This is a genomic window from Stenotrophomonas sp. PI_27, from assembly GCF_027854495.1.
Classification (GTDB): domain Bacteria; phylum Pseudomonadota; class Gammaproteobacteria; order Xanthomonadales; family Xanthomonadaceae; genus Stenotrophomonas; species Stenotrophomonas pavanii.
The window spans coordinates 53,664-73,449 of sequence record NZ_JAJNOF010000004.1; the positions used below are offsets into that span (position 1 = coordinate 53,664).

Annotated in this window: 13 protein-coding genes and 1 other RNA gene; 5 read left to right on the top strand and 9 right to left on the bottom strand. The window is 63.8% G+C overall.

What is annotated here, in order from left to right; genetic code table 11:
• Nucleotides 1-42: 42 nt before the first annotated feature.
• Nucleotides 43-1,299 carry a cytochrome P450 gene (locus LRM18_RS06330; RefSeq protein WP_223224848.1) on the top strand — a complete coding sequence of 419 codons (1,257 nt, stop codon included), beginning with the start codon at nucleotides 43-45 and terminating at the stop codon, nucleotides 1,297-1,299.
• A 20-nt stretch (nucleotides 1,300-1,319) separates the two neighbouring features.
• Here LRM18_RS06330 and LRM18_RS06335 read toward each other — a convergent pair whose 3' ends face one another.
• From LRM18_RS06335 to LRM18_RS06345, 3 genes are all read right to left on the bottom strand, one after another.
• Nucleotides 1,320-2,024, bottom strand: coding sequence for a PA1136 family autoinducer-binding transcriptional regulator (locus LRM18_RS06335; protein ID WP_270952621.1), 705 nt, complete (start codon nucleotides 2,022-2,024; stop codon nucleotides 1,320-1,322).
• A gap of 4 nt (nucleotides 2,025-2,028) precedes the next feature.
• Nucleotides 2,029-2,901, bottom strand: a complete 873-nt coding sequence (gene hchA / locus LRM18_RS06340; protein ID WP_270952623.1) for a glyoxalase III HchA — start codon at nucleotides 2,899-2,901, stop codon at nucleotides 2,029-2,031.
• A gap of 84 nt (nucleotides 2,902-2,985) precedes the next feature.
• The gene (locus LRM18_RS06345) at nucleotides 2,986-5,007 is read right to left on the bottom strand and encodes an alpha/beta fold hydrolase (protein WP_270952625.1); all 2,022 of its coding nucleotides are present in this window, start codon (nucleotides 5,005-5,007) and stop codon (nucleotides 2,986-2,988) included.
• Between the two features lie 154 nt (nucleotides 5,008-5,161).
• Here LRM18_RS06345 and LRM18_RS06350 point away from each other — a divergent pair, with 154 nt between their 5' ends.
• Together LRM18_RS06350 and LRM18_RS06355 are read left to right on the top strand one after the other, a co-directional pair.
• Entirely contained in the window at nucleotides 5,162-5,623 is a 462-nt protein-coding gene (locus tag LRM18_RS06350; protein ID WP_049470313.1) for an isoprenylcysteine carboxylmethyltransferase family protein, read from the top strand.
• A 319-nt stretch (nucleotides 5,624-5,942) separates the two neighbouring features.
• Nucleotides 5,943-6,374: a hypothetical protein gene (locus LRM18_RS06355; RefSeq protein WP_187756631.1), complete on the top strand. Its 432-nt coding sequence runs from the start codon at nucleotides 5,943-5,945 to the stop codon at nucleotides 6,372-6,374.
• Nucleotides 6,375-6,663: 289 nt separating this feature from the next.
• Here LRM18_RS06355 and LRM18_RS06360 read toward each other — a convergent pair whose 3' ends face one another.
• The 4 genes from LRM18_RS06360 to LRM18_RS06375 form a co-directional block, all read right to left on the bottom strand.
• The gene (locus tag LRM18_RS06360; protein WP_021203963.1) at nucleotides 6,664-6,876 is read right to left on the bottom strand and encodes an AlpA family transcriptional regulator; all 213 of its coding nucleotides are present in this window, start codon (nucleotides 6,874-6,876) and stop codon (nucleotides 6,664-6,666) included.
• A 272-nt stretch (nucleotides 6,877-7,148) separates the two neighbouring features.
• A complete protein-coding gene (locus tag LRM18_RS06365) occupies nucleotides 7,149-10,325 on the bottom strand; it encodes a hypothetical protein (protein ID WP_270952633.1) in 3,177 nt (1,058 codons plus the stop codon).
• 934 nt (nucleotides 10,326-11,259) lie between these two features.
• Complete coding sequence (locus tag LRM18_RS06370; protein ID WP_188241262.1) at nucleotides 11,260-11,679, bottom strand: hypothetical protein; 420 nt, start codon at nucleotides 11,677-11,679, stop codon at nucleotides 11,260-11,262.
• A 311-nt stretch (nucleotides 11,680-11,990) separates the two neighbouring features.
• Nucleotides 11,991-12,698, bottom strand: a complete 708-nt coding sequence (locus LRM18_RS06375; RefSeq protein WP_197634403.1) for a hypothetical protein — start codon at nucleotides 12,696-12,698, stop codon at nucleotides 11,991-11,993.
• Nucleotides 12,699-14,372: 1,674 nt separating this feature from the next.
• On the opposite strand from LRM18_RS06375, the gene LRM18_RS06380 reads away from it, so the two are divergent.
• Nucleotides 14,373-17,000: an AAA family ATPase gene (locus LRM18_RS06380; RefSeq protein ID WP_270952638.1), complete on the top strand. Its 2,628-nt coding sequence runs from the start codon at nucleotides 14,373-14,375 to the stop codon at nucleotides 16,998-17,000.
• Between the two features lie 229 nt (nucleotides 17,001-17,229).
• On the opposite strand, the gene LRM18_RS06385 is transcribed toward LRM18_RS06380, so the two are convergent.
• Together LRM18_RS06385 and ssrA are read right to left on the bottom strand one after the other, a co-directional pair.
• On the bottom strand, nucleotides 17,230-18,471 hold the full coding sequence (locus LRM18_RS06385) for an integrase arm-type DNA-binding domain-containing protein (RefSeq protein WP_270952640.1): 1,242 nt from the start codon (nucleotides 18,469-18,471) through the stop codon (nucleotides 17,230-17,232).
• Nucleotides 18,472-18,633: 162 nt separating this feature from the next.
• Nucleotides 18,634-18,987: a transfer-messenger RNA gene (gene ssrA, locus LRM18_RS06390) on the bottom strand.
• A 220-nt stretch (nucleotides 18,988-19,207) separates the two neighbouring features.
• On the opposite strand from ssrA, the gene LRM18_RS06395 reads away from it, so the two are divergent.
• Nucleotides 19,208-19,780 (top strand): hypothetical protein, encoded by a 573-nt coding sequence (locus LRM18_RS06395; protein WP_103282850.1) that lies wholly within the window; start codon nucleotides 19,208-19,210, stop codon nucleotides 19,778-19,780.
• Nucleotides 19,781-19,786: the final 6 nt, after the last annotated feature.

The window sequence follows — 19,786 nt, forward strand, 5'->3', positions numbered from 1 at the left end:
GGTAGGACGCCACATATTCGATGACATCGCCAGGGAAGGTCGATGATCTTCCCTGGCATCGGGGGGCAGGGCATGGATGAGCGTGCAGCGGATGCGGAAGTGGTTTCCATCGACGATCTGCTCGATCGCGTGCGCCGCGAAGGGCCGGTCCTGCGCTTCAACAATGATGTTGTCGGCATCTTTGATCCGGCCCTGGCGGTCAGGGTCGACAAGGCCAATACCGACCGGCACACGGTACCGGATTCGCTGATTGACTATCTTGGCCTGCGCCGTGCCCGCGACCCGGTCGCATGGCGTGAGGTGCGTGGACTGCTGAGCGAACAGGCCGGACGCCTGGCCAGCCCCGGGCACATGCGCGATCTCTACGCGCGCATGCACGGCTTTCTCGCCCAGCGTGCTGATCGTGCGCATGACCTCAGCGAACTGAGCTGGTGGACGATCTCGCAGTCGCTGTTGCCGCTGCTGATCGATGGCCTCAGCCGCGCCGACGTCGAAGCCCTCATCGGCGAACAGAAGACCCGCTACAACGCCATCGTGCTGCAGAACTTCTCGTTCTGGCGGCGGATCATCGACTTCCACCTTTCCCGCCGCGCGGCGCGCACCGTGTCACGGCACATCCGGCGTCGTGCGCGGGAGAGCGCGCCGCGCGAGGACTTCCTGCAATCGCTGCTGCCGCTGGTAGAACGGGTCGGGGTGGACCGGGTGGCCTATCTGGTGTCGATGGTGCTGGCCGGCATGTCGGGCCTGCCCGGTATCACTGCCGCCAGCCTGCTCTACGCGATGCACCGTTTTCCGCACTGGCATGCGCGCATTCGCGAGGAAACCTCGGCGCTGAGCCTGGAGCAGCTGTATGCACTGCCGATCAAGTCCCTGCCGTGCACGTCGCGTTTCGTCAAGGAAACTCTGCGGCTGTGGCCGGGACTGTTCGCCCTGCATCGTCCCGCCTCGCACGATATCGACATCGAGGGTGTCTGCATCCGCAAGGGTGGGGCATACGAGCTGTCATCCTATTTCCAGCATCATTCGCCGGAGTACTGGCAGAACCCGGACAGCTTCGATCCGGATCGCTGGTTGCCCGAGCGCCGCCAGGCCAACAAGGGCGCCTATGTCCCGTTCGGATTCTCATCGCGTGCCTGCATCGGCAGCGCGGTCGGCCATGCCCAGCTGCTGCTGTTCTGCGCGCTGGTGACCCGCGATTTCGAGTTGTCGGTGCAGGAGGTGCCAGCACCCTGGATGCAGCTGGAGGGCTTTGCCATCCCGGTCGACTTCATCGGTACGTTGACGCCGCGGCGCGCATGACGGTGGCCACCGCGCGGGGCTCAGTCGTCGATCTCGCCTCGGCGGCCGGCCGCGCGCACCGCCTGCGCGGTGGTGGCCACGCCCAGCCGTTGCCGCGCTCGACGCAGGTGGTTCTCCACCGTGCGCGCAGACAGCCCCAGTGTGGCCGCGATGTCCGCCTGGCGCCGCCCAGCCGCGACCCAGCGCAGCACTTCACGTTCGCGCGCGCTCAAGGTGCCCGCGGGAACCTGCGCAGGCGCTTCGGCCAGACGCCGCGCCGCACGGAAGGCGGACGTGCCGACCATGTCCAGCAGCACGCGCGCGCTGGCGGACGCATCAATCGAGGTGCCGGCGAAGCTGACCGCACCTTCCAGACCGGTTTGGCCGAACACCGGAACCTGCAGCCCATGCAGGCCGTCGCCGCGCGGCTGCTTCACCACCAGATAGCGTTCGCCGCGCACGCCCTGGCGCTTGCTCCAGAAGAACGGCGCCGTGCTGTCCAGTACATGGCGGTTGACCGGGCAGGCGTGGAGGTAGCGGGCGAGCCCGGTAGCGCTGCCGTCGTCGAACCAGTCCCCTTCGATCCAGTACACGCGCTGTGCGCCGCGTTCCAGGCCGGTGCCGGTGGCTAACACCAGCAGGCGGTCGTAGCCCAAGGGTGAGGCGGCGCGGCGCAGCACGCCGCCCACCGCGGCCAGTGAGCGCGCCTGTTCCAGTTCCAGCAACGCGGACACCAGCGCGGGCACTGGCTCAGCGCCCGGCCAACGCGTCCAGCAGCGTACGCGCGGCCAGCTTGCCCAGCGCGTTGCCCGCCAGCGGACTGTCGCCGGTCAGCAGCAGCCGATCCTGCAGCACGCTGCCATCGATGCCCTCATTGACGATCTGCACGCCCTGCTGCGCCAGCCGCTCACCGAAGAACCAACGCAGCTGCCCCGGCATGTAGCCGATCTCCGGCGTCTGCCGGTCCATCGCGTCGGGGAACGCGCAGATGCGGTAGCCACGGAACAGCGAGCCGCCTTCAGCTTCGTTGACGCCCGCCGCCAGCAGCGCCGCCGGTCCATGGCAAAGGGTGATGATGTGGCGCTGCGCGGCCATGGCCCAGTGCAGCGCGGCCTTCACTGCTGCGCTCTCCGGAAGGCCGATCAGTGCGCCATGGCCACCGGGAATGAACACGGCGGCATAGTCCGAATCGGCTCCCAGGCCGGCCACCACCGCGTCCAGCTGCAACGGCTGGCGGAAGCGCGCCTCGTAGCGTTCGTACAGTCCGCCGATCTCGCGGTCCTCGCGCGGGAAGGCCCACCATTCGAACTTGACGGGGTTCCCGGACAGCGTTGCCACGTCGATCCCGAAGCCGGCCTTGTCCAGGTGGTACATCGGCAGCAAGGTTTCCACGGGGTGGTTGCCGGTGGAGAACAGGTGGCCATTGGCGGTCGGCAGGTAACGCTCATCGGCAGCGATCATCAGCACCTTCCAGCGGCCGTCGCGGCGTGCATCCGGATACTCGGCCCCGGACAGGTTGCTCTGTGGCGATGTGAACTGCGACAGCGAGTACGGCGACGGGAAGAAGGCATCGCGCTCGGCCGGATCGGGGCTGGGCTGGCGGCTGGGCTCTTGCGTGTGCATGCGGACCTCCGTGGGGGAAAGTGGACCCAGCATAAAAGGCCGCGCGCGCAGCCACGATGAGGGATTCCCCTCAATCGGGCCCTGCTACTTCAGCGGCGTCCGGTGCTGCTGCATGTCCTCATGCAGGATCCTGCGCAGTTCAACGATGGCCGGCGTGGCTTCCTGCACGCTGTGCCCGGACACGATCACCTTCTCCGAATCCGCATGCGGCAGGTGCGAGCTCCAGTAGGGCACCAGCCCGTCATCGGTCTTTTCCAGCGGGCCGTCGGCCTTGGCGCGGGCGATGATGGAGTGGTAGTGCACCCTGGGAGACATCGGCAGGTCGGTTACGGCCCGGACGAACGGGTCATCCTTGTCCAGATTCTGGATGCTGTTCATCTGGTAGCCGTGCTTGCCATCGGTGCGGTCGATCTGGCCGTCGTTGGCCAGCGTCGCCACGTCTTCCAGCACGGTCAGCGGCAGCCGGACCAGGCGGCCGATCCAGCGGCCGAGGCGGGTGCCGGCCACGTCGGTGCCGCGATGCGGGGTGGCGATGAACACCACCCGCGATACTTCCGGCTCCGGCAGGAAGGTCAGCACCGGCGCGCCCTTGGTGCGCAGCAGCTCGCGCTGGGCAGGCGTCATCTGCGCGGTGGCCAGCAGGGTATCGACCAGGTGGTCACCCGAGGAGGAGACCATCAACCGTGCGATCACTCCCCCCATGCTGTGCCCGACCAGGACCATGTCATGCGAGGCCTGCGCCTTGCCGCTGGGGTCGAAGTGCCTGAACACCTCGGCCAGCGTGTGGCGCATCGCATCGTGGCTCATCGCAATGGGCATGTTGGTGGGGTAATAGAACTGCCAGACCTGGAACGCCTGGCGGATCTCGTCGTCGCGCAGCAGTTCGTTGGCCACGTTGACCCACGCTTCCGGACTGCTGGCCAGGCCATGGATCATCAGCAGCACGCGACGGTTCGGGTCGTAGGGCTGCATCATGTACAGATGCGGCGTGTCGATGCCGCCCTTGCCACCGAACAGCGTGCGCAACGACTGGCGGCTGAAGTTGGAGCGGGCCAGCCACAGCGCGTAGCCGGCGGTGAAATTGGCTGCCAGCGGCACCTGCTGGCCGTGCAGGGTCACTTCCGAGACCTGGTAGGGATCGTGGATCTCCAGTTCCGGCTCGTCGTCATGCAGCACTTCCCACAGGTTCTTTCCCGAGAAGCGCAGCAGCACCGTCATCGATGGCGAAGGCATCTCGCTCCACCTCTGCGTGGCAGAACGTCCTGCCTGCGCCGCCTGCGCCGCCGCCGGAGGCGGAGTGGTCGTGCTGCCGGCCGGGTCGTCCATCACCGCCACCAGCTCGGCACCGAAGCCATCGCGGCGATGCACGCTGCGCAGCGTGCCGGTGAACGACAGCGAGGCGGCGGGTACCAGCTCGCTGGGGGTGCGCTGGTCCAGCGCCGATGCTTCGTCTGAAGGGGCCAGCACGAAGGTCCAGCGGCCCAGCCGGAGGTGGTTGGCCGTGTTGTGCACGCGCCCGGTGGCATAGGCATCGTACAGCTGCACCGAAGCCTCCTGCACCGCCAGGTTGTAGTAGTCGCGCACCTGGGTCTGGCGGTCCTCGAACCCCCGCTGGTTGGCGGTGCGCTCGGTGAAGAACAGATAGGCATAGGCCTGGCGCGCGACCTGCATCCACGCGTCCAGGCGCGGCTGGAAGTCGGCATCCAGCTCGGTGATTGCAGTCTTGGCCCGGCCTGACGCGGAGTATTCGCGCTTCGGCGCCGGCAGGGTCATCGCATACTGCAGCCACAGCTCGGCCAGGCTGGAGCGCTTGTCTTCCTCGCGCACCACGATGCTGCCTTCCATCGCCTCGATGCAGGGCAGGCCGGGCTTGGCACAGGCCCCCTCATCGAGCCCGGCCACGCGCAGGGTCTCGGTGGTCGCCGCGCTGAGCTTGCCGGAGGTGAGGATGTCACCGCGCTTGAGCGCGATGTACTGGCCGGGCGTGACCGAAGCGACCTGCACCGACGGCCCGAACTGGCGCAGCGTCGCGCAGCCGCCCAGGGTGAGCAGCACGGTGATGATGAGGGTCGTGCGGCCGATCAAGCCCAAGCCCGTGGTAGCCATGCGATCCTCCTGCGCGGTGGCGCCACTCTAGCGGGCGGTCTGTCAAAGCGGAATATCCCGGGCGGTCGCCTCGACCGACGGACGCATTCACCGCTGGGCGATTGAGGCACCGGTGTGTGACACTGAAATGAATGGACGCCGACAGGCAACGCCGATGACGTGGCTGGAAACCCGGATTCCCCCACCACTGGTGATGCTGGCATGCGCGATGGCAGGTCTTGCCGCCAGTGCCTGGGGAAGCCCGTGGACCTGGCCCATGGCGTTTCCGGTGCTGGTGCCGGCGGCAGTGGCAGCCACGGGCGTGGCGCTGAATCTGCTGCCGAAGCTGGCGTTCCGCCGCGCCGGTACCACGGTCAATCCTCTGCGGCCGCAGGCGGCCAGCGCACTGGTCACGCACGGCGTGTACCGGCATACGCGCAATCCCATGTACCTGGGGCAGGCGCTGGTCCTGCTCGGCGCCATGCTCTACCTGCAGGATCTGCGCGCGCTGTTGGCGGTACCCCTGTTTGTCGTATACATCACACGCCTTCAGATCCTGCCCGAGGAACGCATGTTGTCGGCGCGCTTCCCCGACGCTTATGCAGCCTTCTGCAGGCGTGTACGGCGCTGGCTCTAGGCCAGGCCAGCGGGTGCATCCGTTCGGGCCGACGCTGCCTCTGGGATCTCCGGATCGCCGTGCCGTTCGGGCATCGCGGTTACGACTCGGTCGAGGCTCCTGGCGTCGCCCTGGCATTGAAGGGCGCCACGATCATCAACGGCGGTGATGCGATGGGTGCCATGCGCAGTATCGGCTGGCCACTCAAACGGGCAATGGAAAAGCCCGGAAACCCAGGCCGAGCGTGGGTTTCCGGAAGCTCGCAAGGTAGTTTGCAGTTTCCTGGGGCGTTCAGAAGGCTGTCACGCTAGAATCTCTGCACCATAAGGGGAGGTACAGGATGCGTAACCCAGTGCTGGCGCTCTGCGCGGTGGTTCTCGTTGCTTCAGCCGTTTCCGCTTGCTCAACCGTTCCGGTCACCGATACCACGGCAAGAGCGGTCCCTGCAGACCGGATCTACGAAAACGCCTATCTATCGCCCTCGCCGGAGCGCACGGCGACCATTTACGTCGCCCGCGACAAGGGATTTCTGGGATCGGGCTGCAGCCACGACATCTCGCTGAACAACGTGAAGATCATCGCCCTGCGGCAGTCCGAGGCTGCGACCCTTTATGTCGCTCCAGGCTCATACTTCCTGAAGCTGTCGACCGGTGGTGGGCTCTGCGCGAACATTTCCACTTCGCAGAACCTTACGCTGGCTGCAGGTGATCGACAGTCCTACCGCTCGACTACCCCGTCAGACGGAAACCTCCGGCTCACGCGGGAGCAATGAGCGGACAGGCGGAGCGCTGTCGCCAGGCGACATGCTCCAGGTGCTGAACGAGGAGAACCGCCGCCGATGATCGAATCATCGGTGAGAACGAACTGACGCGAACCAGTCGGGGACATAAAAAAGCCCGGGAACCCTTGTTATGCGGGGGTTCCCGGGCTTCTCCGGTCCTTGACGAACCGTTCGTTGGGGTGGGCTCTACAGAAAATGGGGCGCAAGTGGCTGATTTGCGCGGAACTTTGAAGGGAAGGCTTCGGTTGTTACCGCCAAAGTTACCGCCAACGAATGCCGGCTAGGCGCGCCTGGCGATGACCTCGGCCACCCATTGCTCAACCTCGGTGGACACCCAGCGGGTTGTCCGCTCCGACAGCTTGACCGGCTTTGGGAACGTGCCTGCGCGGGTACGTTCCCATACGGTGCTCTCGCCTAGTCCGACGATCTGGCAGACCTCGGCAATGGGCAAGAGGCGAACGGGAGTGGCGGCGTTGGTGTTTTGGTCGTGCATGGCTTCTCCAAACGACAAAGCCCGCGCAGCGGGGCGACCGCTGGCGGGCTGTGGTGGTGGTTGATGGTGGAGGTGGCGCGCGCTTCTCCCGCGCCTTGGCGGTACGGAGGGGCAGGCTTGCAAGCACCGTGGGGTGGGGGTGGCTGCTGGCCTCAGCGTGCCGCTAATAGGCGGAGGGGCCGCCGGGGGGTGATAGCGAGGTTCCGAGTAGTTAGATACCGTCTCGAAAATTTGCGGCAAACGTTTCGACTCGACCCAGGGGCGGTCTAGCCCTACGGACCGCTCTCGTCTGCATCGGTCCCGTCCGGTTGGTCCGGTAGCTCCCGGAGTGCCGCATCGGCGATGTTGCGTACACCGGTCATGTTGTTGAACCACCAGATGCGCCAGAGGTCCCGCGCCTGCCGTTCGGTGACGTGTTGGTCAGGGTCGAGGAGCGCCCCAGCGATCCGACCGCCCCCGTAGACCTTGTTCAGGAGGTCGATGGACGGGATGCCCATGACGCCGTTCTCCAGGCCGGTCGAGCGGTTACCGCTGAACACGGGGGCGTTGCCCAGCGTGTCGGCCCATACCATATCCGTCACGGCCGGTACGATGTTCGACCAACTGGATTGCGCAACGGCGTTCCGGGCAAAGTTCTCAGGGGTGAGCTGCTTCTTCCTCTGCTTCTCGTTGCCGATGGTGTTGATGTACGTCCGCGCTGCCCATCCCATGCCAGCAGCGGCGGCGGACAGGGTGACCATCGCGTAGGTGCGCCAGTCGTCGTAGTGGTGGACGGAGTTCAGGAAGTGGCGGGTGTAGCTGTTGACCATGAAGCTGCGGAACTGCGTGACGATGCGGCCGGTGGTGGAGTGCATCAGCTCGATGCTGTCCGAGGCGTCGCCTTCGAGAACCTGGTGTCGCGTCACGCGGAACAGGAATGCCGCCATGCGCTCGCGCGTCTGGAACGGCAACTTGTCCGGGTCGATCTGCTCGATCTGCCGCTTGCCTTTGAGGTAGCCGAACACATCGGCCTGGGCCTTCTCGTCGAGGCCCCAGGTGCGCAGGCGGGCCACTTCGGCGTCCGACAGCTTCTTGGCGTTCGCCATGTCCAGCAGCCGCAGCAGCGTGGCGCGACCGGCGATGCGTTGGAGCATCGTGTTGATCGGGGCCATGCCGGATGCGACCGAGGTGACGTGCGTCGCCATGTTCATCGCGTTGTCGATCTTCTCGCCGTGCTTGACGTTGAACGTCTGCGGCACGAGCGCGTCCTCGTCCAGGCGCAGGAACGGTGGGTTGCGCAGCCAGTCGGTGCCAGGTGCGAACAGCCGCTCCATCACGCGCGCCTCCTGCGAGGACAGCTTGCCGTCAGCGCCGCGCTTTAGGAAGGACTTCACGGCAAACCCAGACCGGACAAAGTTGCGGACGCCGCCATGAGCTACAGCCGGGCCTAGCTCTGCAAAGAGCGAGAATCCCACCTGGTTCATTACGCGGGCGAAGTTGTAGTTGCGCAGGAACCTGGCATATCTAGCTCCACTGCTGGTAGGGTCAAGCTCCGTGCTGCGGCCGAAGGTGGACTTGATGCCGATGTCGATGATTCGCTCGATGCCCTTCACGTCGTCCCCGGACTTGCGGGCATCCATGGTGAGCTGCGACACGAAGCGGTCCAGCTGTGCTCGGTTCTTGACGCCAGCCTTCGATGACAGTGCCGACCAGCCGGTGATCTCGCGCATGTAGCGGGTCATCACCGAGTCCACGTCGTTGTCGAACAGGTCAGCCATCGAGACCTGCACGTCCTCTCCAGCTTCGTTGCGGATGGTGGTGGAGTAGGTCTCGTCGAGGTCGATGCGCTTCTTCGCGCGGTCGAGCTTGCCCGACTCGTGGGTCTTGCGCTCCAGCTTGGACAGCAGCTCTTGCGACCGCACGGGCGAGACGCCCGCCTCGGTCAGCATGTTGCCGATCTCCTCGACCGAATCGCTGTCCAGCGGGCGGACCAGCAGGTCCATTCCGTCGCCCTCGAAGTTCGCTTGGGCGCGCTTGAGATAGGAGCGTGCAACCGCGCCGAGCAGCTCGTCGTCGATCTCGTCGCCTTCGTCGGCGGCGGCCTCCCATGCGCGACGCATGGCGGGCTTGATGAGCTGGTCGATCACGTCGTCCTGGTGGAGCTGCATTTCGCCGAACAGGCGCTTGAAGCCCTTGCCGCTCCAGTAGCGCGGCAGGTAGTTGCCGTTCTGCGCCAGCTCCGCAAAGCCTTCAAGACCACTCTCCTTCGCCAGTCGCAGCGCGTCCTGCATAGCCTTGGCAACGGCCGCTGCGGCGGTCCTCGCTTCATCAGACACGTCCGGCGCACCGCGCACGGCACGGCCGACCTCCTCGTTGAACTTGGCGCGCTCGGAGAAGTTCCACCAATGCGTGCCCGTCCGTTGCTTGTAGGCGTCCCATGCGGCGTTCACTCCGCTCCGCCATTCCGTCTCCATGACGGCCAGGTGGCGCTTGGCGAACTCGCTGGTGGACTCCTGGACCGCGACGGAGCGATCGGTGTACCCGACACCATCGCGGAACAGCAGACGGCCCGCCTCGCGCACCAGCGGCGACTTGGCGCTACCCATGCGGGCAGCAAGGTCGCGGCGGACGGTGGCGAAGTGGGGCGTGATGTGCGCGTTGACCAGCGCCTTGTCGGCGAACTCCTGCTCGAATGCGCTCTCGTTGCGCAGCGGGAGGACGCCGGGCGTGGGGTCGTTGGCGGCGGTGCCTGCCACGCGGGCGGCGGACAGCGAGTCGTCACCGGCCAGCCGCTTCACCACGTCAGGGTTTACCTCGCCGTCGTAGAACGCGCCTCGACGAGCGCCGAGGGCACCAGCGAAGGCGAAGGACAGGGCTGCGCTCTGTACGCCGTCTGCGAGCGTTTGCTCGGGGTCGTAGGTGGAGGTTGCGGCCGACATCAGCGCGGAGGTGCCCGCAGCCTGTAGACCGGAGCGCACCGCGTTGGCGAGGCGTCCGGCCTTGGCTGCGTACCCCAGGCCGCCCGTGGCGAGATCGAGGCCGGTTGCCACCGGGTCGGTGAAGCCGAGGGCGATCTGTCCGCCCAGGCCAAACTGCGCCAGGTCGTCGTCCGCCATCTGATTCATAAAGGCCACGGATTCCAGATAGGAGAGGTGCTCGTCGGACGTGGCCCGGCCGAACAGCTCCCACTGCTCCGGGCGCAGGCCCATTGACTCCCAGCGCTTGCGCGCGTCTGCGGGAATGCGATAGCCCTGCTGCGGCTCGTAGCCCAGCTCGGTGATGAAGCGGTCGATGAAGCCGATGCCGCCCTTTGCCTGGGCAGCGCCCCATCCGTCCCATACGGTCGTCTGATCCTTCCGGCGCTGCGCGGCCTCTCGCTGCTCCTTGCGCTCGCGCACGGCTTGCACGATGGGCTGCTGGGGTGCGGGCCTGACGGTGTTTTCGTCGGCACCTGGGAGGTTCTCAAACAAGTTCAGCTCCTTCAAAAAAAGATTCGGCCACGGCAAAGCCGCTGAGACCTCCCGGTCGCGGCGCATTGACGTAAAGGGGTTGGGGGGGGGGGCGACCGACTATCGCTGCTCGACTTGTGGCAGCAGCGACTAGGTCGTGAGGGACACGCTCAGAGAGACGACATGCAATTGCGGGCGTGCATGGGTGTAGGCCGTGGACGCCGTATGGAGCGCGCTAGTTGCGCCAGAAGCCTCGTACAAGAGGAAGCCCGGTACAACCTAGCGGTGGGGATGCGTTCGAGCTTCTATCGGGTTCTGGCTGCTTTGGGATTACCGCCGCAGTTGGCACCCAAGGAGGACAAAGGAACACCCCAGGAGTGCATAGGAGGACTGTAGTTCTACTTGGTGGTGAATACCAGTGAATAGAACTCTACAGTCCCACTATAGTAATACTTAGGTCTTATTATGATACCAGGCTTGTCAAGCCCCTCCTTGGTCGATGGTCTCCGCCGTGTTGCGGCGCTCACGCCGATGGCAGAATGTCGTCGCTGGCGATCAGCCAGTGCCGAACAGAGGGAACGACTTTGGACACGACAGGCTGGAAGGCATGCACCATCTACGGTGACATGTCGAGTGACAGGGCGAGTGAGAACTATCCGATGGTGAACGTTTGCCCGGATTGCTTCGAAGAAGATCAACGCCGCGAGGGGGACGCGCAAATCGTCTCCGTCCAGGGCGACTACGATGACAGCCTCGGGCCGGAGTGTGGCTTCGAATGTGGAAACTCGGCTGACGACGAGTAAGTTGCCAAGGAGGGGACGCAAGTCCCCTCTGTCACTTTCGGGGCTTGAGAAGCGAGCGTCGCTTGGTGTCGCAGGTCTTCACCGGAGGACTACTGTAGAGGTCCGTCGATAGTAACGTTGACCCCGTGGTGGCATCGGTGCTGGATAGAAGCTCACGCCGACCTTGATTGGGAACTCCCACTATCCTGTCGGGCACTGGCGAGGTGCAGTGCCAATGCCTCAGCAGCAGTGCGTTCATCCGCCCATGGTGCAACCAGTTGGAAATTCTCTGGCATTAGGTTGAGGGAATTGCCATCCACGTAGCACACGCGGTAGCCACTCGGTCGGCCCAGCAGAAGGCGCGCCAGCGGGGCGTGCGAGCCGCTACCAGGAATGGTCGCTACGACGTACCGGTGTCCCTGGCCGTCGCTGCTCATGTAGACGCTTCCGGTAAGACCATAGCGGCGCTTGGCGTTGTCCCATACGACCGCCTCGGTGACTGTTGGGGTGTCGCTGCCGTGGACATGCAACTGGACCAAGTGGCGGCCGTCATGATCCGTGAAGTAGTACGGGGGTGGTGTCTGCTTCTTCATAGTCTGCTTCTTCGGTCCCTGGCGAAAGCGCACGGCAAAGCCGCCGAGGCCCGAAGGCCCAGCACTCGCAGGGTCAATTGGTGGTGGTGAGGAGGTCGGAGGGGGGCGAGGCTGAGCGTACAGCGGGGTTCAGCGCCGCTCGCCGTTCTCCCGATGATGACGGCTAAATCCAGTGCCGCCTATGGAGGGCCGGGGCGGACCGTTACGGTCCCTATCCCGATGATGTCCACTAAACCCATGACACAGTCACGTACTGTGCCGTATGGGGCGACCGCCTATGGAGGCGATGCCGCGACTGGAGGGGATGCGAGTTAGCGGCGTGGCACCGGGTAGCGGATCAGCTTCACCTTAGCGACCGGTGGCGTTGTGTACTTCACCGAAGCACCGTCCCCGATATAGCTCACTCGGGCTCCTATGACCTTAAACCAGCCGGGCGGCCATTCCGTGAGGAGACTACCGGTCAGCCCAGAATCCAGCGGAGTCTCAGAGCGGTCGGTGTCAATGAGGCGATACTCGTAAAATGTCTCGCCGAAGCTGTAGGCGGGTAGCCGGGCCGAAGCACTCACCGCCTTCTGAAAGTTGGAGCACGAAGTGTCTGCCTTGGGGGACTCCGTGCGCGAAAGGCATGAGAGAAAATGCGTCAGCGCCTTGTCCGTCTCGACAATCATGTGTATCGCAATCCAAGCCAAGCTGGGCAAGGAATAGACCGGCTGGACGGCATGCACAACGGGATGGGGACCTATTGCTCCATCTTCGGTAATCCCCTCCAGAAAGAAGCCGTGAAGCGAGATTGGTTGGTAGGGGAATGAGATTTCAGCAGTGTAGAGACGAGCGCGCGCATGCTCGTGCTTGGCCTTGTTCGCCATGAGGTTGAGCAAGTTGGCAGCCCCCCTAATCGTGCTCCGGAAAAACTTGGCGCGCTCGTCCCGCCCAGCTTCTTCCTTGGTGGCAAAGTAGTTGCTGACAATTGCCTTTAGGTCGTCGTCATACTCCGCAGCTGCGTAGGTCAGTGCTTCCAATGCGTCTGAGGTGGCAGCCCAGCTATCGTTGCCCGAGCCAGGCTTAGAGATCCCCTCGTAGTCGAGTCTTAGCAATGCTTCGACATCTGTGGCGTAGCGAGTGATGCGCTCGCAGAGGCGTGAAGTTGCATGATTGTAGAGGCCTCGCGGGTGTCGCCCGCCCCTACTAGCATGATGGCTCAGGGAGCCCGCGGTCGCGTCGATAGCCGCGCCGGAAGTCAGCGCGCAAAGAGCGGTCGGTGAGAGACTAATGCGCAAGAGAGTGCTCGCTGTTCGATTTGCGTATATCTAAGCAGATGAAGGACCGCCGGTGCGCCTCCCCTTCTCATCTGCGGGGCTCAGGAAGGTCTTGTGGCGCGTGCACCTACGGGCGGAGGGCCGCTGTACAGGTCCGTGGACCATGCCTTCAGTACAGTGACAACGTGGCCCGCTTTCATGGCGGCTAGAGCAATCTCACCACAAACACAAGCGACGCCGACATCGCGCCGGAAGTCGAGAGGGGAACCTTTAGTGACTAAATCCACTTGGCTAAGACCCTAGTCACGCCCGTCGGGTGCTTCCGGGCTGCCACCGTGCTTTCTGCCCGCGTTGATGAAAAACGCCGCCAGTGCTCCCAAGCCCCATAGGGCCGACAGCGGCAGCGCCCAAGCATGCCCGCGACCGTATGCCCACAGCCCGAGAAGCGGGTTGATGGGGGTTACTCCCGCCACGAGAAAGGCAACTAGCAGATTCGCCCTCATGGCTCATGCCGCCAACAGATGCGCCGTAGGGTACCAACCTTGCGCGTAGTCGCGGTTTCCATGTGTCTCCTTACAGAGCGGACTTGGTGACCATAGCCGTCGCCCACACCAGCGCGAAGGCCACCGCGATGGGATACCAGCGGGTGCGCACCATCAGTTGCTCGTGGAAGTGGAGGATTCGACGAAAAGGCTTCGAGGGCGACATGGGTGTCCCTGGCTGCTTCACTCGTTGGCAATTCGTCCCGCTTACGCAGTTGATCCCGCAAGTGGGATTAAGTTCTTTCGTGTCAGTAAGTTAAGTCTAGCGGACGGGTTGCCACAAGCCATCCCTGTGGTGCCATCCTCCCATCGGGGGGCAGCGAAAAAGACAGATAGAGCCGCCCGTAGACATAAACGTTAGGAGCCGACATCGTGGATATTCTGTATAGCGTGGACTTTCGCCTTCCTTTTACCCCTTGGACTTTGGCATTCCTGCCGCCTGGGCCGGGGGAGGGCGGCTTCTGGATAGCCCGACGGTCCGACCGCTGTGCAGTCGTCGGCCTTGGTCGTCTACTGCTCTACATTGAGCGTCGCGGCAGGACACCGCTCCTGCGGTACTGTGGGTAAGAATCGCTCGGGGCCGGCAGCCCGCTGGTTCGCCGCTGGCTGCTTGGGCTATTTGCTCTGCGACATCCTTCACGCACTGGCGGTTACGGATTCCGGCTGATCCGGACATCTGTATCGGTTGTGGCGGGACGGGGCACTGGTGTTGAAAAGGAAATGGCTGATCGGGCCGCGGGGCATATGGTGTAGCGTCCGTTTCCAGCCCCGAGCAGACGTTGGCAGGCTCTTTGATTCGACGAATTGGAGAGAAAAATCAATTCTCGTGAGATCACTAGTGGCGAAAACTCGTCGCTTACGGGCACGATAGGCATACATAGAGGGGGAATAGGAAATGGATAATCCTGCCGCATCGCAGAAGACCGTCCTCGAAACGATTCTGGACTGGTCAAAAAAACGGCCACTCTGGCAGCGTGACGCTCTGCGCCGCATCATTGCAAACGGGCGTCTGACGGACGCGGACATTAGCGAACTCGTGGACCTCTGCAAACAAGCCAGAGGTGCCCCCGCTGGCGTGCTGAAAGCGGTACCGCTGGAGAAGGCCCACCTTCCGGCCAACCCCGATCAGACCGCCGCGGTATCACTTCTGTCGATCACCGACGTGACCGGCGTGAACAACCTTGCAGCCGGCCAGACCCTCAGCTTCGAGCCGAATGGAATCACAATCATCTACGGTGACAACGGTGCAGGCAAGTCAGGCTATGCCCGCATCCTTAAACGCGCATGCCGTGCTAGGCATGCCGGAAAGATCGAACCCAATGTGTATGTTGATCAGCCCCCGAAATGCGTCGGCGCGAACATCGCGTATGCAATCGGCGGTGTACCGCAACCGGTGGGGCAGTGGCAGAACGGCGCTGTTCCGCATGCAGCGCTGTCTGCTGTGAGCGTGTTCGACAGCGATTGCGCCTCAGTGCATATCCGCGAGAAGAACGAAGTTGCGTTTCGGCCCTTTGGCCTGGACGTACCGGATGAGCTTGCTGCAGCCTGTCAGGCGGTGAAGGATGCTCTCGCAGCTGAACAGAAGCAGCTAGAGAAAGCTCGCAATCCGATCTTTGCTGCACCCACTTGGAAAGCCACGACGGCCGTGGGAAAGGCCCTGACTGCACTGAATTACAACACGGACGTAGAGAAGATCGAAGCCTTGGCAGCGCTCTCGGTAGACGAAAGTGCCCGTCTTGAGCGTCTGCGCGAAGACCTGTTGAAGAATCCGACGAAGGCGTCGGCGGAGCAAACTGTTAAAGCTGACAACATCATGAGGTTGATTGCCGTGGTGAACAGTGTTGCAGCCAGAACCGCAGATGAGGAGCTGCTGGCAGCCGCTGCCCTCGCCCGGGACGCACGGTCGAAACGGGATGCCGCACGTATTGCCGCGGACAAGGCCTTCACGGGCGAACCCATTGCCGGCGTCGGCGGTGAAACATGGCGGGCGCTTTGGGATTCCGCCCGACGCTACTCGACGGACATCGCATACCCCGGCCAACCGTTCCCTCCGTCGGCCGAAGACGCTTATTGCATCCTTTGCCAGCAGCCATTGGAAGCCGAAGCACGTGCACGGATGGCACGCTTCGAGGATTTTGTCCAGAAGGACACGGAACAGATGGCGCGCGAGGCAGAGAGGGCAGCTCAAACCGCGCGGCAGACCATAGCTGCCGGGGCAATCGGCACGCGGGCAGTTAAGGCCAGTCTTGACGAGCTGGGACTCCAGAATGGTGTACTACAGAAGCAGACGCGCCGCTTCATCGCCGCAGCCCGACTGAGGCGCCACGTTCTGCTCCAAGTCCTCGGCGGTAATGGCGAGTTGCAGCTTCCACCTTTTCCACTGTCGCCGCTGCCTGACCTCGGCCAGCTTCAGACCACTATCCGCAGCTACGCCGCCGAACTGCGCAAGTCCGCTGACGCGGATGAACGCAAGAGGATAGAAGCCGATTTCTCCGAGCTGAGCGATCGGGCACTGCTCGCCGGCATGCTGCCGACTGTCACTGACGAAATCCAGCGGCTGAAGACAGTCCGGTTTCTGGGCGAGTGTTCTGGCGACACGGTGACGAACGCCATCACCAAGATGGGCAACGACATTGCTGACACCGTGATTACGCCTCGGCTGCGGGACCGGTTTCAGAATGAGATTGTTAGGCTTGCGGCCTCGAAGGTTCGCGTCGAAATAGTTCGCTCTGGCGGCAAGTATGGCTCTCCTCAGTACCAGGTGCGCCTCGTCGCCAAGCCGGATGCCAAAGTCCACGAAATCCTGAGCGAGGGAGAAAAGACCTGCGTGGCGCTGGCCGGTTTCATGACAGAGCTCGCCACCGCAATGCACCGATCTTCTCTGGTCTTCGATGACCCAGTGTCCTCGTTGGACCATCGTTTCCGTAGGCAGGTGGCCAAGCGTCTCGTGGAAGAGGCGGAGAACCGCCAAGTCATCGTCTTTACGCATGACTTGGTGTTCGTTAACGATCTAAATGACCACGCGACGAATGCCGGGCGGGCAGTGCGGCTTACGACGCTAAATCGAGGCGCCGCGGGCGCCGGCATGGTCACTGACGGCCTGCCTTGGAAGGCCCAGAGCGTCGAAGATCGCATCGACAAGCTGGAGAAGGCGGCACGTGCGGCAAAGCTGCTGCATGACAAGGACGAGGAAGAAAAGTACGCGGTCGAGGTGGCAAAGTTCTACAACTCGCTGCGCGCCACATGGGAGCGCGGGCTCGAGGACATCGCCTTCGTCCGCGTTATTCAGCGCCATAGGGACTACATCAACGCCAAGGAACTGAAGAAGGTCAGCGCACTCAGCGGGGCTGACTGCGATGCTTTCGCCGCCGGATTCAAGAAGTGCTGCGATATTGTCGACGCGCACGATCCATCCAGCGGAAGGAATGGCGCGGCACCACCACCTACTGATCTCTTTCAGGACATACAGGCTTTGAAGAACTGGGCAGCGTCTCTGCGGGCCAGGCAAAAGAACATTGCTTGAGTGATCTGTGGTGTTGTGGTCTCGCTACAGGCTGGTGTTGGCCGCTAGGGCACTTTGACGCTAGGCCAGGCATCTGGCGACCATCGCCACGCCCAGTCCTAATCAGCATGTTTTCACGCGGCGTCAGTAACCACAGGCGGTCCGCCGCGACTACCGACGCCGTCCGCCAACCGGCTTTGCCGGCTGTTGGAGCGTGTGGGTCACGTGGCGTGGCCCTCGGTATATGCTTCTAAGCGGCCTTCGGCTTGAACGGGACGACTACATTTCCCATGTCAGCGCGCAGGGCGTCTAGATAGTCCGCCCACGCCTGCATCATCTTTCGGCGCTCGGGAAGGTGGCTTGTCCGGTTGTAGGCGCGCCCATTCGGATCGCGGACGGCGTGGGCCAGCTGATGCTCGATCAAGTCCGGCCGCCACCCCAACACTTCGTCCAACAGCGTGCGCGCAGTGGCACGGAAGCCGTGGGCCGTCATGGTTTCCTTGTCGAAACCCATGCGACGCAACGCGGCGGTGAGCGCGTTATCGCTCAACGGTCGCTTGGGCGAACGACCACCGGGGAACACGTATTGGCGATGACCCGTCAGCGGTTGCAGGTCGCGGAGGATCGCCACAGCCTGCGAGGACAGCGGAACGAGGTGCGGCTCGCGCATCTTCATCTTGTGCGCGGGGATGTTCCACTCGCCTGCATCCAAGTCGATCTCCGACCACTCGGCATGGCTTAGTTCGCCTGGACGGACGAAAATCAGCGGTGCTAGTCGGAGGGCGGCGCGGGTGCTCGCATCGCCAGCATAGCCGTCGATGGCCCGCAGCAGCCCGCCGAGTTCGCGTGGATCAGTGATGGCGGCATGGTGCCGTTCCATAGGAGGTGCCAGGGCACCCCTCAGGTCGGCCACCGGATTCCGGTCGGCCCGTCCCGTGGCGACCGCGTACCGCATGACCTGGCCGCAGTTTTGCATGATCCGGTGAGCTGACTCGATGGCCCCGCGTTCTTCAATACGGCGGGCTACGCGCAGGAAATCGGGGGCCGCCAATTCCGCAACCGGAGGCCCGCCAATCCACGGGAATACGTCGTTGTCCATCCAGGCGACGACCTTGCAGCGGTAGGACTCCACCCACTTCTGCTTGCCCAGCCATTCGCGGGTCACCACCTCGAAGCTGTTGGCGGCCTTTTCCACTCCGGCGACCTTGGCGGCCTTCCGGTGTTCGCCTGGGTCGATGCCTGATGCCAGCAGCCGACGAGCCTCAGCTTGGCGGCCGCGTGCGTCGGCCAAGGAGACTTCGGGGTAGGTGCCCAAGCTGAGCGTGTTGCGCTTCCCGGTCACGGGCCGGCGGTAGTCCCACCGCCACCAACGCGAACCATCCGGGTTGAGCTGTACGTACAAGCCGCCGCCGTCCCGAAGCTTGGTCGGCTTGGGGCCGGGCTTGGCCTTGCGGATGGCGATATCGGTGAGAGGGGCGACGGTACGCGGCATGGCGGTAACTGATTTGGCGGTAGGCGTGTTACCGCAATTCTTACCGCCACCGGGAGCCGCATTTCAAGAGACTAACCTGGACCGCGCGGGACACAAAAAAGGCCGGGAGCCTTGTGTTGCAAGGGATTCCCGGCCTTTCATGGTCCTTCTCGGACCTTCGTATGGTGGAGGTGGGCGGAATTGAACCGCCGTCCGAAGGCACTCCATCCCCAGCACTACATGCTTAGCTCACCGTTGGATCTCGTCCCCGAACAGCACGGTGCGCAAAGCGCATCCGGGAACCAGCCTGTTGTGTTCTAGTGCCGGACTGACAGGCAGCCGTCCAGCGCGATTCCATGATAGTGACTCTACACCGCGAGCATGGACACAAGCGGTTTCGAGGCTTAGGCCTTAAGCGGCCAGAGCGTAGTTGTCGTCGTTGGCAACTAGAGTTTTGCAGCTGGATTTACGAGGAAAGCTACCCCCTCGGCATGCGCCAGGCGACTTCACAACCCCCGTCGAAACCAATGCACCCCCGGTTTCTTCAAGTTCTGCAAGGTACAAGGCCTGTTTCGTGTCGCCACGGCCAGTGCCTGCCCAACGCTGCCAATGCTACGCCAAAACAGCTGAACAGTCACCGTGGCAATCCACAACATGTTGTAGAGCCAGCGGCATAGCGGATTGGTAACGTCATTGGCACGAATTTGCGACACACTGGCGGCGACCATCCGGGCCAGGACAGACACGGAGACTGTGGGTGACCGATGCAAGCCAACAACGCAGCCTGCGGCAACTGATCGGGCCGGTCGGTGCCGACTACCAGCGGCGCGCGTTGCCGCCCGGTTGGGTCTGGGCGGTGCTGGCGGTGTTGCTTGCGGCCACCACGCTGACCGAACTGCCGGCCATCGCGGCCGCGGCACTGGTCGCCAGTGCGGTGGTGGTGCACTGGTCGCAGCGCGGTCGCATCCATTGGCTGGGCTGGCGCCTGCCGGGCCTGGCAGTATTGGCGGCCCTGCTGTGGGGGCCGGAAGTGCTGTCGCAGTGGTTCGAGCACGGGCTGGCCGTGGTCCTTATGTCGCTGGCCAGCCTCAGCATCGGCGTGCATGTGTGGCAGTCGCGGCAGATGGCGCGGCAACTCCAGGGCGCGGCCGATTCGCTGGATGACGCCCAGTTGCTGGCCCTGCTGCCGGCCGACGCGGCCCAGCTGGCGCAGCGGTGGCGCGCCGGCGATGACCGGCATGCGCCGGAACTGGCGGTGGTGATGCATCTGGCCGTGATGCACGCCGCGCTGGCACCGCGCATGCGCGGGCAGGGTGTGCTGGCGGGGTGACCGGCA

Coding starts and splice junctions, on each gene's coding strand:
- LRM18_RS06330 (WP_223224848.1), top strand. CDS start 43: ATGATCTTCCCTGGCATCGGGGGGCAGGGCATGGATGAGCGTGCAGCG.
- hchA (WP_270952623.1), bottom strand. CDS start 2,901: ATGCACACGCAAGAGCCCAGCCGCCAGCCCAGCCCCGATCCGGCCGAG.
- LRM18_RS06345 (WP_270952625.1), bottom strand. CDS start 5,007: ATGGCTACCACGGGCTTGGGCTTGATCGGCCGCACGACCCTCATCATC.
- LRM18_RS06350 (WP_049470313.1), top strand. CDS start 5,162: ATGACGTGGCTGGAAACCCGGATTCCCCCACCACTGGTGATGCTGGCA.
- LRM18_RS06355 (WP_187756631.1), top strand. CDS start 5,943: ATGCGTAACCCAGTGCTGGCGCTCTGCGCGGTGGTTCTCGTTGCTTCA.
- LRM18_RS06360 (WP_021203963.1), bottom strand. CDS start 6,876: ATGCACGACCAAAACACCAACGCCGCCACTCCCGTTCGCCTCTTGCCC.
- LRM18_RS06370 (WP_188241262.1), bottom strand. CDS start 11,679: ATGAAGAAGCAGACACCACCCCCGTACTACTTCACGGATCATGACGGC.
- LRM18_RS06380 (WP_270952638.1), top strand. CDS start 14,373: ATGGATAATCCTGCCGCATCGCAGAAGACCGTCCTCGAAACGATTCTG.
- LRM18_RS06385 (WP_270952640.1), bottom strand. CDS start 18,471: ATGCCGCGTACCGTCGCCCCTCTCACCGATATCGCCATCCGCAAGGCC.